At 66.8% G+C, this 13,314-nt stretch carries 8 protein-coding genes and 3 pseudogenes; 5 read left to right on the forward strand and 6 right to left on the reverse strand.

Going from position 1 to position 13,314, the window contains the following annotated elements:
- Window positions 1-86: 86 nt before the first annotated feature.
- The gene (gene thiS, locus BAY1663_RS03565) at window positions 87-287 is read right to left on the reverse strand and encodes a sulfur carrier protein ThiS (RefSeq protein WP_037038004.1); all 201 of its coding nucleotides are present in this window, start codon (window positions 285-287) and stop codon (window positions 87-89) included.
- 87 nt (window positions 288-374) lie between these two features.
- Complete coding sequence (locus BAY1663_RS03570; protein WP_037038005.1) at window positions 375-749, reverse strand: DUF423 domain-containing protein; 375 nt, start codon at window positions 747-749, stop codon at window positions 375-377.
- Between the two features lie 68 nt (window positions 750-817).
- Here BAY1663_RS03570 and mtgA point away from each other — a divergent pair, with 68 nt between their 5' ends.
- From mtgA to BAY1663_RS03585, 3 genes and pseudogenes are all read left to right on the forward strand, one after another.
- On the forward strand, window positions 818-1,546 hold the full coding sequence (mtgA, locus tag BAY1663_RS03575) for a monofunctional biosynthetic peptidoglycan transglycosylase (RefSeq protein ID WP_037038006.1): 729 nt from the start codon (window positions 818-820) through the stop codon (window positions 1,544-1,546).
- Window positions 1,547-1,678: 132 nt separating this feature from the next.
- Window positions 1,679-3,603 (forward strand): annotated as a pseudogene (dibA, locus tag BAY1663_RS03580) (phosphodiesterase DibA).
- Between the two features lie 204 nt (window positions 3,604-3,807).
- Window positions 3,808-6,365: pseudogene (locus BAY1663_RS03585) on the forward strand (CHASE domain-containing protein).
- A 560-nt stretch (window positions 6,366-6,925) separates the two neighbouring features.
- Here the strand turns inward: BAY1663_RS03585 and rpoH are convergent.
- From rpoH to ftsY, 4 genes are all read right to left on the reverse strand, one after another.
- The gene (rpoH, locus tag BAY1663_RS03590; RefSeq protein WP_037038007.1) at window positions 6,926-7,780 is read right to left on the reverse strand and encodes an RNA polymerase sigma factor RpoH; all 855 of its coding nucleotides are present in this window, start codon (window positions 7,778-7,780) and stop codon (window positions 6,926-6,928) included.
- A 111-nt stretch (window positions 7,781-7,891) separates the two neighbouring features.
- Window positions 7,892-8,911 carry a permease-like cell division protein FtsX gene (gene ftsX / locus BAY1663_RS03595; RefSeq protein ID WP_037038009.1) on the reverse strand — a complete coding sequence of 340 codons (1,020 nt, stop codon included), beginning with the start codon at window positions 8,909-8,911 and terminating at the stop codon, window positions 7,892-7,894.
- Entirely contained in the window at window positions 8,911-9,579 is a 669-nt protein-coding gene (gene ftsE, locus BAY1663_RS03600; protein ID WP_037038010.1) for a cell division ATP-binding protein FtsE, read from the reverse strand. The genes ftsX and ftsE overlap by 1 nt, the downstream gene beginning before the upstream one ends.
- Complete coding sequence (gene ftsY / locus BAY1663_RS03605; RefSeq protein ID WP_037038012.1) at window positions 9,576-10,862, reverse strand: signal recognition particle-docking protein FtsY; 1,287 nt, start codon at window positions 10,860-10,862, stop codon at window positions 9,576-9,578. The genes ftsE and ftsY overlap by 4 nt, the downstream gene beginning before the upstream one ends.
- Window positions 10,863-11,091: 229 nt before the next feature.
- Between ftsY and BAY1663_RS03610 the strand changes: the two are divergent.
- A pseudogene (locus tag BAY1663_RS03610) lies at window positions 11,092-12,443 on the forward strand (M16 family metallopeptidase).
- Window positions 12,436-13,314, forward strand: an 879-nt coding sequence (locus BAY1663_RS03615; protein ID WP_037038014.1) for a pitrilysin family protein, incomplete at its 3' end; no start/stop codon positions are given. The pseudogene BAY1663_RS03610 and the gene BAY1663_RS03615, both read left to right, overlap by 8 nt.

A 13,314-nucleotide genomic window follows, 5' to 3' on the forward strand; every position in this document is an offset into this window, starting at 1 on the left:
GGAAATCCTCGTTCTGACGTGATACAGCACAACGCCCGCCGCACCGCGGCGGACGCTTCGGGTAAAGGGGTGCCGGTGCGGCCGGGCTAGCCGCCGCCGATGGCGTGCACCACCTCGACATGGTCGCCTTCCTTGAGTTCGGTCGAGGCATGCGCGCTGCGCGGCACGATGTCGCGGTTGAGTTCGACCGCCAGCCGGCGCCCGGTCAGCTCCAGATGTGCGAGCAGCTCGGCCACCGTCTGGCCGACAGGCAGCTCGTAGGGTTCGCCGTTCAACTGAATCTGCATACTGTTCGCCGCCATTGCGAAAGGGGTCGGCATTCTAGCCCGAACCACCCAGCGCACCAAGGCGCAGGCTGCCGCCATTCGTCCCGCTCAGCGGCGCGCGCGCCAGCCGGCCAGCGCCAGGCACGCCCAGCCGGCGAGGAACGCCGTGCCGCCCAGCGGGGTGACGATACCGAGCTTGCCGACGCCGGTCAGCGTCAGCAGGTAGAGGCTGCCGGAAAACAGCACGGTGCCCAGGATGAACAGCCCGCCCGCCCACGCCAGCAGGCGACTCGGCAGCTGCAGTGCCAGCAGCGCGACGCCGAACAGCGCCAGCGCATGGATCAGCTGGTAATGCACAGCGGTCTGGAAAATGGCCAGGTAGTCGACGCTCAGCCGGTTCTTCAGTCCGTGGGCGGCGAAGGCGCCGAGGGCGACGCCGCTGAAGCCGAACAGGGCGGCGAGCACGAGATAAGGACGAATCATTCCCTTTTCCGTTCAATGTTCGATGCGGTCGTTATAATGCCCGCTCTTTTCGCCCACGACCATGCGACATGCTCCGACCTCTGCTGCGCCACCTGTCCAAACTGCTGCTCTGGCTGATCGCGCTCTCGGCGCTGCTGGTGTTGCTGTTTCGCTGGGTGCCGCCCCCCTTCACCGCCCTGATGATCGAGCGCAAGATCGAGTCCTGGCGCAGCGGCCAGGCCATCGACCTGACGCGCGACTGGCGACCGTGGCGCGAGCTGCCGGACGACCTGAAGATGGCGGTGATCGCCGCCGAGGACCAAAAGTTCGCCGAGCACTGGGGCTTCGACATCGGCGCGATCCGGGCGGCGCTGAGCCACAATGAAAGCGGTGGTTCGCTGCGCGGAGCCAGCACGCTGAGCCAGCAGGTGGCCAAGAACCTGTTCCTCTGGTCCGGCCGCAGCTGGCTGCGCAAAGGACTGGAAGCCTGGTTCACCGCGTTGATCGAACTGCTGTGGCCGAAGCAACGCATCCTCGAGGTCTACCTCAACAGCGTCGAATGGGCCGATGGCATCTTCGGCGCCGAGGCGGCAGCGCGGCACCACTTCGGCACGGGCGCGCCCTATCTGTCGACCCGCCAGAGCAGCCTGCTGGCCGCGGTGCTGCCGAACCCGCGGCAATGGAGCGCCGGACAACCGAACAACTACGTGAACAACCGCGCCGCCTGGATCCGCCAGCAGATGCGCCAGCTCGGCGGCAGCCATTATCTGCAGCGGATCGTGCCGAACTACCCGGGCTGGTGGCCGGCCTGGCTCTGAGCAGCGATGAACGGCAGTGACACCCGCTGCCAGCTCGGCGTCTAGTGGGGCATCGCCTGCCGCAAGCGAATCCCGCAGCCGACAGCACAGGCGGTTTTCTTCATGCAGTACCTGGATCGGATTTGAAGAGAAATGAATATGCACCTCCTTCGGCTGAGCCTGGGTTACTTCGTCCTCTCGATGCTCTGGGTGCTGCTCGGCGATGCGCTGCTGGAACAGCTGCCCGGCGGCGGCCAGGCCTGGCACATGGGCAAGGGCGCGCTGTTCGTGACGATCACCAGCATCCTGCTGTACCTGCTCAGCCGCCAGCATTTCCGCCGTCTCGCCGAACAACTCAACACCCAGAAGCAACAGGAAGCCAGCCTGCGACAGGCCGCGGCAGTGTTCGCCACGACCCAGGAAGGCGTGCTGGTGACTGATCCGCAACAGCACATCGTGCATGTCAATCCAGCGTTCAGCCGCATTACCGGCTACAGCGCGGAAGAAGTCCTCGGGCAGACGCCGCGGCTGTTCGCCTCCGGCAAGCACGACACCGGCTTCTATCAGCGGATGTGGCAGGCCCTGGACGGCGAAGGCGCCTGGAGCGGCGAGATCTGGAACCGCCGCAAGAGCGGCGAGATCTATCCGGTGTGGCAGAACCTGCGCAGCATCCATGACGACCAGAGCCAGCTCAGCCATTACGTGGCGGTGTTTTCCGATCTCTCGGCGCTCAAGCGCTCGCGTGAGGAAATGGACCAGCTCGCCCACTACGATCCGCTGGTGAACCTGCCGAATCGCCTGCTGTTCACCGAGCGCGCCAAGCAGGCACTCGAGCGCGCCCGGTCGCAGAGGCGCAGCGGCGCGCTGCTGCTGATCGACCTCGACCACTTCAAGGACATCAACGAAAGCCTCGGCCACAGCCTTGGCGATGCCCTGCTGCAGGCCGTCACCGCGCGCCTGAGCGAGCACCTGCAAGAAGGCATGACGCTCGGCCGCCTCGGCGGCGACGAATTCGCCCTGCTCTGCGAAGAGCACGGCGCCGAGAAAGCCACCGCCCTGGCGCTGCGCATTCTCGACCGGCTGAGCGAGCCGTACCGGATCGATGGCCGGCAGCTGTTCAGCGGCGCAAGCATCGGCATCGTGCTGTTCCCCTACCCGAGCGACATCGAGAACGTCGAGCAGTTGATGCGCAACGCCGACTCGGCGCTGTTCAAGGCCAAGAACAGCGGCCGCTCCACCTATGCCTTCTACTCCGAGGAGCTGACCAGCCAGGCCCGCCAGCGTGTCGAGCTGGCCACCGCACTGCGCCAAGCGCTGGAGCAAGGGCAGCTGCGCCTGCATTACCAGCCGATCTACGACCTGCGCCAGGGCGAGATCGCCGGCTTCGAAGCCTGGTGCGCTGGCAGCATCCGGAGAAGGGGCTGATCGCCCCGGCGACCTTCATCCCCATCGCCGAGGAGAGCGGGCTGATCAGCGCCATCGACCGCTGGGTCATGGAACAGGCCTGCCGCCAGGCACGCGAATGGCTGCTGCAGGGTCGCCCGCTCGGCTTCATCGCGGTGAACATCTCCAGCCGGCTGTTCGGGCTCGGCGAACTCGACCTGCAGGTCGCCACCACTCTCGCCGACAGCGGCCTGGACGCCCGTTACCTGGAACTGGAGATCACCGAAAGCGCGGTGATGCAGGACCCCGATGCCGCCCTGGAGCTGCTGCAGCGGCTGCGCGCGCTCGGCGTGCACCTGGCCATCGACGACTTCGGCACCGGCTATTCGTCACTGCAGCGCCTCAAGCGCATGAACGTGCACAAGCTGAAGATCGACCAGGGCTTCGTCAGGGGGCTGCCGGAGGATCGCGAAGATGCCGCCATCACCCGCTCGGTCATCAGCCTCGCCCACAACCTCGGCCTGCAGGTGGTCGCCGAAGGTATCGAGGCCATCGACCAGGCGGCCTTCCTGCTGGCGCACGACTGCGACTTCGGCCAGGGCTACGGCTTCGCCCGCCCCCTTCCGGCAGCGGACATCGATTGGCGCCCGAGCGAACTGGACTACGGGCAGAAGAGCCATTCGGCACGTCGCTGACGGACCGGATATATCAATATGCCATCACGCCAAGTAAGCTAGCGCTTTTCCTGCGCGAGGCAGCGGCCGTGCGCCCGGTCGCAGACTCGCCCGGCAGGGCGCTGGGATGCCGCGCATTGCGGCATACTGGGCCTGCTCGCCACCGGGCATTCGCCTCGGCAGGAAGCAAACCCGGTTTCACCACCGCGTACCGCAGCGAAGATGATGAGCGACCCCGCGACAGACCACCGCCCGGAACAGGGCCTGCGACAGTACTTCACCTGGCGAAACAGCATTGCCTGGGTGGTGCTGACGTTCACGCTGCTGGTCCAGCTGATCGTGCTGCAGAACCTGCACACCAACGAGAACCGCGCGGCCGAGCAGCAGTTCGACATGCTGCGCGAGAAGATCACCGAGGCGATTCGCAAACGCCTGGTCGACCATGAGCAGATCCTGCTGGGCGGCGCCGGGCTGTTCGATGCGGCCGGGCCGGTCAGCCGCGAGCAGTGGCGCACCTATGTCGAGCGCCTGCAGCTGCCGGATCGCTATCCCGGCATCCAGGGCGTCGGGTTCGCCCAGGCCATTCGTCCCGGGGAACGTGCCGCGCACATCACCAGCGTCCGGGCGCAGGGCTATCCCGACTACGACATCCACCCGGCCGGGCAGCGCGAACTCTACACCTCGATCGTCTATCTGGAGCCCTTCGCCGACCGCAACCTGGCCGCCTTCGGCTACGACATGTACGCCGAGCCGACCCGGCACCAGGCGATGCGCCGCGCTGCCCGCCTGGGCGAAACCAGCATCACCGCCAAGGTCAGGCTGATGCAGGAGACCCACGGGCAGGAGCAGGCCGGCCTGCTGCTCTACGTACCGGTATACGCAGCCGGACAGCCATTGGCCACACCGGAGCAGCGCCTGCAGGCGCTGGTCGGCTTCGTCTACAGCCCCTACCGGGTCGACGACCTGATGCACGGCATCTTCCAGGCCAGCAATCTGCCGCTGGCCCTGCGCATCTATGCCAGTGCCGACGAGCAGCCGCAGCACCTGATCTATGCCACCGGGGCAATACCCGAGGCCGGTACCGCCCAATACAGCCAGGAACGGCAACTGAAGCTCTACGGCCAGACCTGGACCCTGCGCCTGGACAGCCTGCCGGCATTCGAGGCGCGCTTTCATACCAACGAAACGCTGGTGGTCGGCCTCGGGCTGGGCCTGAGCTTGCTGCTGTTCTGCCTCACCTCCTCGCTGGCGCTGCGCCACAGCCGCGCCGAGGCGCTGGCCGAGGAAATGACCCGGCACATCACCAAGAGCAAGCATGACCTGCGCCAGAGCGAGGAGCGCCTGTCGCTGGCGCTCAAGGGCAGCAACGACGGCCTCTGGGACCTGGATCTGGAAGCCGGCACCACCTATGCCTCGCCCCGCGCCTGGGACATGCTCGGCTACCGGCCGAACGAGCTGCCGTCGGACCTCAAGCTGTGGGAGCGGCTGATAGTCGCCGAAGACCTCGCCCAGCAGAAGGCCCGGCTGGCGCAGACCATGCTGGCCAAGGTCGATCGCTTCACCAACGAACTGCGCCTGCAGCACAAGGACGGTCACGTGTTGCCGGTGCTGGTACGCGGCTACATCCAGCGCGATGCCCAGGGCATGCCGCAGCGCATCAGCGGCACGTTGATGGACCTCACCGAGCGCAAGCGCGTCGAGCAGATGAAGAACGACTTCGTCTCCACCGTCAGCCATGAGCTGCGCACGCCGCTCACCTCCATCAGCGGCGCCCTCGGCTGATCGTCGGCGGCGCCCTCGGCGCCGCACAGCCGGCCATGCAGCAGATGCTCGAGATCGCCCATCGCAACAGCCTGCGCCTGGGCCACCTGATCAACGACCTGCTGGACATGGAAAAGATCGCCGCTGGCAAGATGACTTTCGAGCTACGCGAGCACTCCCTCGGCCGCCTGCTCGAAGAGGCCCTGGCGAGCAATCAGGGGTTCTGCGAGCAGCACGGCGTGCACTGTACGCTGGAGCACCCGGCGGACGTGCTGGTCTGGGTCGACGGCCTGCGCCTGCAGCAGGTACTCGGCAACTTTCTCTCCAATGCCATCAAGTTCACCCCAGAAGGCGGCGAGATCAAAGTGCACAGCAGCCTGCACGGCTCGCGGGTGCGCATCAGCGTCACCGATCAGGGGCCGGGCATCCCGGAAGCCTTCCGTGCGCGCGTATTCGAGAAATTCGCCCAGGCGGACGCCTCCGACAGCCGGCAGAAATCCGGCACGGGACTGGGCTTGGCCATCACCAAGGAACTGATCGAACGCATGGGCGGCAGCGTCGGCTTCTACTGCGAGCCAGGCCAGGGCACTACCTTCTGGTGCGAGCTGCCGGTCCAGACGCCTTCCGGCGAAGTGGAAAGCCGCGAGGAACTGCCGCGCATCCTGGTGGTGGAGGACGAACCGGACACCGGCCGCCTGCTGCACCTGATGCTGCGCGAAGGTGGTTATGCCGCAGATCGCGTGCAAAGCCTGCACCAGGCCCGCGAGAAGCTCGCCAGCGGGCACTACGAGGCGATGACACTGGACCTGCACCTGCCCGATGGCAGCGGCGTCCAGCTGATCGAGGAACTGCGCGACAAGCCGGCGATGCAGGGCCTGCCGATCATCGTCATCTCCGCCGCCCATCAATTCGACGAGGCGCTATTCCCGGAGCAAGTCATCTGGCTGCACAAGCCGATCACCAATGCGCAACTGCTGGCGGCGCTCGACCAGGCCTTGGAAAGCGCCCGGCGCAGCGCCTGAAGCAACGCGCAAATCGCCCGGAGCCCGTAGGAGCGGGCCATGCCCACGAATACCGGCCACGCAGGAGCATCGCGAGCATGGCTCGCTCCTACAGGAGATCGTGCGGGGCTTGTGTAGATAGCCGGCCTCGCTAAGGTGGGCCTCAGCCCACCAAAGGTGACAGGGCGGTATCCGATGGATCGAAGCGCAATGCCACCCAGCCCACCCGTGTCTGGCGAGGCTTCAGAACCTGTTCACGATCTGCTGCGCGTCGGCCCTGCGGCGTTAAAAACAGGCTCGGCAAGCCGCTTGCGGCTAACGCGCTTTAGCGCGGCCCGAAGGGCGAACGAAGTGAGTCATGCTCATTTACACCAGTAAACTCCGCTTCCTCGCCTGTTTGATTCGCTGGCGCTCACCCTTCGGGCCAGCCTTTGGCTGTTACTCCCGTTGGTCGTTGCGCCTTGCAGGTCTCTAGCTCGCTAGATCGTGAACAGGCTCTCAGGGCGTAGGCATGGCTGGCTCCGCAAAAAAAATCGCGGGAGGCGCCAACCATCCCGCGATTCTCGGTGCGACTACGGGCTTCAGGCCTGTATCCAACCCTTGAGCTTGTTCATTGCGTTCTTTTCCAGCTGGCGAATCCGCTCGGCCGAGACGTTGTACTTGGCCGCCAGGTCGTGCAGGGTCGCCTTGTCCTCGCTCAGCCAGCGCTGCTGCAGGATGTCGCGGCTGCGCTCGTCCAGGCCTTCCAGCGCCTCGTGCAGGCTGGAGCTGGAGCTGTCGCTCCAGTCGGCGTCTTCCAGCTGGCGCGCCGGGTCGTAGCGATGATCTTCCAGGTAGTGCGCCGGCGACTGGTAGGCGCTGTCGTCGTCGGCATCGGCGGCCGGATCGAAGGCCATGTCGTGGCCGGTCAGGCGGCTTTCCATCTCGCGCACTTCGTGCGGTTCGACGCCCAGGCTGTCGGCCACGGCGGTCACTTCGTCGTTGTTCAGCCAGGCCAGGCGCTTCTTCTGGCTGCGCAGGTTGAAGAACAGCTTGCGCTGCGCCTTGGTGGTGGCGACCTTGACGATGCGCCAGTTGCGCAGGATGAATTCGTGGATCTCGGCGCGGATCCAATGCACCGCGAAGGACACCAGGCGCACGCCCATCTCGGGGTTGAAGCGCTTGACTGCCTTCATCAGGCCGACGTTGCCTTCCTGGATCAGGTCGGCCTGGGCCAGCCCGTAGCCGGAGTAGCTGCGCGCGATGTGGACGACGAAACGCAGGTGCGCCAGCACCATCTGCCGGGCGGCTTCGAGATCCTGCTGATAGAAGAGGCGCTCGGCCAGCTCGCGCTCCTGCTCGACGGTGAGCAGCGGGAGGCTGTTCACGGTCTGCACGTAGGCCTCGAGATTGGCTCCCGGGACGAGTGCTTGAACAGGTTGCAGAGTAGTAGTCATGCAGTACCTCCAGTGATGAAGCTGCAGCAGTTTAGCATTGCCGCAACAGACTGCAAGCCTATGGAAAAGTTCCCTTACAGCATAACCAAGCTACTGTTTTATAAGGATTTTTTATCTAGGCGCCAGCTCACTCAGGTGCCTTGCGACGGCCAGCCAGGCACCGATGTAGCCGAGCAGCACGGCCCCGACCACCAGCGACAGGCCATCGCCCGCCGGCACGCCTCCCAGGCCGAAATCGCTGCCGTAGAGCCCGGCCAGGCGCACCACCGCCTCGTTCAGCCAGCCCAGCCCGTAGGCCAGCAGCAGCCAGGCGATCAGCCCGGCGCCGAGGCCGTAGAGCGCGCCCATGTAGAGGAACGGCCGGCGCACGTAGCCGTCGGTGCCGCCCACCAGCTTGACCACCTCGATCTCGGTGCGGCGGTTCTCGATATGCAGGCGGATGGTGTTGCCGATCACCAGCAGCAGCGTGGCCACCAGCAACAGCGTGAGGCCGAAGACGAAGCGGTCGCCGAGCTTGAGGATCGCCGTCAGCCGCTCGACCCAGAGCAGGTCCAGCTGCGCCTGCTGCACGCCCGGCAGCCCGGCCAGTTGCTGGCGCAGCGCCTCCAGCTTGTCCTTGTCGACCTCCTCGGGCGTCACCAGGATCACCCCGGGCAGCGGGTTTTCCGGCAGCTCCTTGAGCGCCTCGCCGAGTCCGGAAAGCTGTTGGAATTCCTCCAGCGCCTGCTCGCGGCTGATCCATTGCGCCTCGGCCACGTCGGGCATGGCGGCAACTTCGTCGCGCAGCTCCGCCCCTGCCGCGGCATCCACCTCCAGCTGCATGAACAGCGAGATCTGCGCGGCGCGCTGCCAGGAGCCACCGAGCCGTTCGACGTTGTCCAGCAGCAGGGCGAGGCCCATCGGCAGGCTCAGCGCGACGGCCATCACCAGGCAGGTGAAGAAGCTGCCGATCGGCTGCTTGAGCAACCGGCTGACGCTGTCGACCAGGCTGGCGCGGTGGCTTTCCAGCCAGGCGTGGAACAGCACCTTGAATTCCGGCTCGTCGACGCCGTGCTGCGCGGGCTTCTTCAGCGCACCGCCAACGCGTTCGGCGGTGCTCTTGTTCGAATCGGACTTGCGTTCGGCGCTCATCAGCCGGCCTCCCCATCGCCGATCAGGCGGCCACGCTGCAAGGTCAGCATGCGGTGGCGCATGCGGGCGATCAGCGCCAAGTCGTGACTGGCGATCAGCACGGTGGTGCCCAGGCGGTTGATGTCTTCGAAAACCCCCATGATCTCAGCGGCCAGGCGCGGATCGAGGTTGCCGGTGGGCTCGTCGGCCAGCAGCAGCGCCGGCCGGTGCACCACGGCGCGGGCGATGCCGACGCGCTGCTGCTGGCCGGTGGACAGGTCCGCCGGGTACTGCAGCGCCTTGTCCTTGAGGCTGACCCGCTCCAGCGCCGTCATCACCCGCTGGCCGATCTCGCGTTTGTTCAGCCCGAGGATCTGCAGCGGCAGGGCGACGTTGTCGAACACGGTGCGATCGAACAGCAGCTGGTGGTTCTGGAACACCACGCCGATCTGCCGGCGCAGGAAGGGAATCTGCGCATTGGTGATGCGCGACAGGTCCTGCCCGGCCAGCAGCAGCTTGCCGCTGGTGGGCCGCTCCATCGCCAGCAACAGGCGCAGCAGGGTGCTCTTGCCGGCGCCGGAATGGCCGGTGACGAAGAGGAACTCGCCACGCCGGACCTGGAAGGACAGCTCGTGCAGCCCGACATGGCCGTTGGGGTAGCGCTTGCCGACCTGTTCGAAACGGATCATGCGCCGTCCTGCCGGGCGAACAGCGCCTTGACGAAGGCATCGGCCTCGAAGGGGCGCAGGTCGTCGATGCCCTCGCCGACGCCGATGAAACGGATCGGCGTGCCGAACTGCTTGGCCAGGGCGAAGATCACGCCGCCCTTGGCGGTGCCGTCGAGCTTGGTCAGCGCCAGGCCGGTGAGTTCGACCGCCTGGTTGAACTGGCGGGTCTGGTTGATCGCGTTCTGCCCGGTGCCGGCGTCGAGCACCAGCAGCACTTCGTGCGGCGCGCTCTCGTCCAGCTTGCCGATCACCCGACGAACCTTCTTCAGCTCCTCCATCAGGTTGTCCTTGGTGTGCAGGCGACCGGCGGTATCGGCGATCAGCACGTCGATGCCGCGCGCCTTGGCCGCCTGCACCGCATCGAAGATCACCGAGGCGGAATCGGCGCCGGTGTGCTGGGCGATCACCGGGATGCCGTTGCGCTCGCCCCACACCTGCAGCTGCTCCACCGCCGCGGCGCGGAAGGTGTCGCCGGCGGCGAGCATGACCTTCTTGCCGTCGAGCTGCAGCTTCCTGGCCAGCTTGCCGATGGTGGTGGTCTTGCCGACGCCGTTCACGCCGACCACCAGGATCACGTAGGGGCGCTTGCCACTATCGATCACCAGCGGTTGCTCGACCGGCTTGAGCAGGCCGCTGAGTTCTTCCTGCAGCGCGGTATAGAGCGCGCCGCTGTCGGCCAGTTCCTTGCGCGAGACGCGCCGGGTGAGGTTCTGCATGATCGCCGATGTCGCCTCGACGCCGACGTCGGCGGTCAGCAGACGGGTCTCCAGTTCGTCGAGCAAGTCGTCGTCGATGGCCTTCTTGCCGAGGAACAGGCTGGCCATGCCCTCGCCGATGCTGGCACTGGTCTTGGACAGGCCCTGGCGCAGGCGGGCGAAGAAGCCCAGCCTGGCCGGCTCGGCAGCCGCTGTTTCGGCCACGACAGGCACAGCGACCGGCTCTGGCTCTGGCTCTGGCTCTGGCTCTGGCTCTGGCTCTGGCTCTGGCTCTGGCTCTGGCTCTGGCTCTGGCTCTGGCGTCAGTTCAGCATCGACCGGGCGCTCGGGCAAGGCCCCGGGCGTAGCTGCCGTGGGCTGCTCGATCTCGTCCCCGGACCGTTCGGCGAGCGGCAGGCTGTCTTCCTGCGGCTCGGCGGCAGGCTGTTCGGCCGCCGGTTGCTGCGGCTTCTTGCGCAGCCAGCCGAACAGGCCTTTCTTCTCGCCGGGCTCGGCCGGCGTCTTCTTGTCGTCGTTGGAACCAAACATGGAGAAGGTATTCTCAAGGGTGCGAAACGCCGACAGCCAGGCTGCCGACCTCAAAATGGGCCCTATCCTAGCACCTCGCCAAGCAGGTGCGCTAAGCACGGCGCTGCGACCGAGCAGGGCGTGCGAATACCCCCGGCTTTGCCTGACCCGCGCAGGCCATTACCATGGCTGCCGTGTCGCCGCCCTGCCAACCTGCCGGGGCGGGCACCAACCTGGACGAGTCCCGACTATGCCCCTGACGTTACGCCGCGCCGCCGCCCTGCTGCTCGGAGCCCTGTATCTGCCGCTACTGGCTGCGGCAGACAGCCAGCCGACCCACGAGTTCTTTCTCGACAACGGCCTGAAGGTCATCGTGCGCGAGGACCATCGCGCGCCCGTAGTGGTTTCCCAACTCTGGTACAAGGTCGGTTCCAGCTACGAGACGCCGGGCCAGACCGGCCTGTCCCATGCCCTCGAGCACATGATGTTCAAGGGCAGCCGCAAGCTCGACGCCGGCGAGGCCTCGCGCATCCTGCGCGAGCTCGGCGCCGAGGAGAATGCCTTCACCAGCGACGACTACACCGCCTATTACCAGGTGCTGGCGCGCGATCGCCTGGCAGTGGCCTTCGAGCTGGAGGCCGATCGCCTGGCCAGCCTCAAGCTGCCGCCAGACGAGTTCGCCCGCGAGATCGAAGTGATCAAGGAAGAGCGCCGCCTGCGCACCGACGACAAGCCCAGTTCGCTGGCCTACGAGCGCTTCAAGACCATCGCCTACCCCGCCAGTGGCTACCGCAACCCGACCATCGGCTGGATGGACGACCTCAACCGCATGCAGGCCGACGAGCTGCGTGCCTGGTACGAGCGCTGGTACGCGCCGAACAACGCCACCCTGGTGGTAGTCGGCGACGTTTCGCTCGATGAAGTCCGTGGCCTGGCCGAGCGCTTCTTCGGCGGCATCGAACAACGCGCCGTGCCGACGGCCAAGCGCCCGCTGGAACTGGACGAACCCGGCGAGCGCCGCCTCGAACTGCACGTGAAGACCCAACTGCCGACCCTGCTGATGGCCTTCAACGTGCCGAGCCTGGCCACCGAAGAGAACGCCCGCCAGGTGCACGCGCTGCGGCTGATCTCCGCGCTGCTCGACGGTGGCTACAGCGCCCGCCTGCCGGAGCGCCTGGAGCGCGGCGAGGAACTGGTGACCAGCGCCTCGGCCTGGTACGACGCCTACGCCCGCGGCGACAGCCTGTTCGTCTTGAGCGCCGCGCCGAACCAACAGAAGGGCCGCACCCTGGAGGAGGTCGAAGCCGGCCTCTGGCGGGAGCTGGACGCCTCAAGCAGGCGCCGCCTTCGGCGGACGAACTGGAGCGCGTACGCGCCCAGGTCATCGCCGGGCTGGTCTACGAGCGCGACTCCATCACCCAGCAGGCCACCACCATCGGCAAGCTGGAGACCGTCGGCCTGTCCTGGCGGCTGATGGACGAAGAGCTGGCGGCACTCGAAGCCGTCACGCCCGAGGACATCCAGCAGGCCGCCCGCAGCTATTTCACCCGCACGCGCCTGAGCGTCGCCCATGTTCTGCCCGAGGAAGCCCGTGATGAGTGAATCCAAAGCCCTGCGCCATGGCCTGTTCGGCCTGTTGCTGGCGATCGGTTTCGGCCTGGCGGGCTGCGATGATGGCTCCAGCGTCCTGCCGCAGCCCGGCCAGCCGGTCGAGCAGGACGTGGCCCGCGAAGCCAGCCAGCCCGCCGTAGCGACCGAAGGGGCCAGGAAGCCGCGCCTGGAGTCGCTGGCCGAGCTGGGCGACCAGCCGCTGGCGCGGCGCAGCCTGGACATCCAGAGCTGGCAGACCGCCGAAGGCGCCAAGGTGCTGTTCGTCGAGGCCCGCGAATTGCCGATGTTCGACCTGCGCCTGACCTTCGCCGCCGGCAGCAGCCAGGACGGCGACGTACCCGGGCTGGCGCTGCTGACCAACGCCATGCTCAACGAGGGTGTCGAAGGCAAGGACGTCAGCGCCATCGCCCGTGGCTTCGAAGGCCTCGGCGCGGACTTCGGCAACGGCTCCTACCGCGACATGGCGGTGGCCAGCCTGCGCAGCCTGAGCGCCCCCGACAAGCGCGAGCCGGCGCTGGAACTGTTCGGCCAGGTGGTCGGCCAGCCGAGCTTCCCCGAGGACTCGCTGCAGCGGATCAAGAACCAGCTGCTGGCCGGCTTCGAATTCCAGAAGCAGAACCCCGGCAAGCTGGCCAGCCTGGAGCTGTTCGCCCAGCTCTACGGCGAACACCCCTATGCCCATCCCAGCGAAGGCACGCCGGAGTCGATCCCGGCGATCGGCGTCGAGCAGCTGCGCGCCTTCCACGCCCGCGCCTACGCGGCCGGCAATGCGGTGATCGCGCTGGTCGGCGACCTTTCCCGCGAGGAGGCCGAAGCGCTGGCCGCGCAGGTTTCCGCCGCGCTGCCGCAGGGTCCGGCGCTG

Origin of the sequence: Pseudomonas sp. BAY1663 (assembly GCF_000582595.1) — a bacterium.
Classification (GTDB): Bacteria; Pseudomonadota; Gammaproteobacteria; order Pseudomonadales; family Pseudomonadaceae; genus Stutzerimonas; species Stutzerimonas stutzeri_AF.

Coding starts and splice junctions, on each gene's coding strand:
- thiS (WP_037038004.1), bottom strand. CDS start 287: ATGCAGATTCAGTTGAACGGCGAACCCTACGAGCTGCCTGTCGGCCAG.
- rpoH (WP_037038007.1), bottom strand. CDS start 7,780: ATGACTACTACTCTGCAACCTGTTCAAGCACTCGTCCCGGGAGCCAAT.
- BAY1663_RS03570 (WP_037038005.1), bottom strand. CDS start 749: ATGATTCGTCCTTATCTCGTGCTCGCCGCCCTGTTCGGCTTCAGCGGC.
- ftsY (WP_037038012.1), bottom strand. CDS start 10,862: ATGTTTGGTTCCAACGACGACAAGAAGACGCCGGCCGAGCCCGGCGAG.
- mtgA (WP_037038006.1), top strand. CDS start 818: ATGCTCCGACCTCTGCTGCGCCACCTGTCCAAACTGCTGCTCTGGCTG.
- ftsX (WP_037038009.1), bottom strand. CDS start 8,911: ATGAGCGCCGAACGCAAGTCCGATTCGAACAAGAGCACCGCCGAACGC.
- ftsE (WP_037038010.1), bottom strand. CDS start 9,579: ATGATCCGTTTCGAACAGGTCGGCAAGCGCTACCCCAACGGCCATGTC.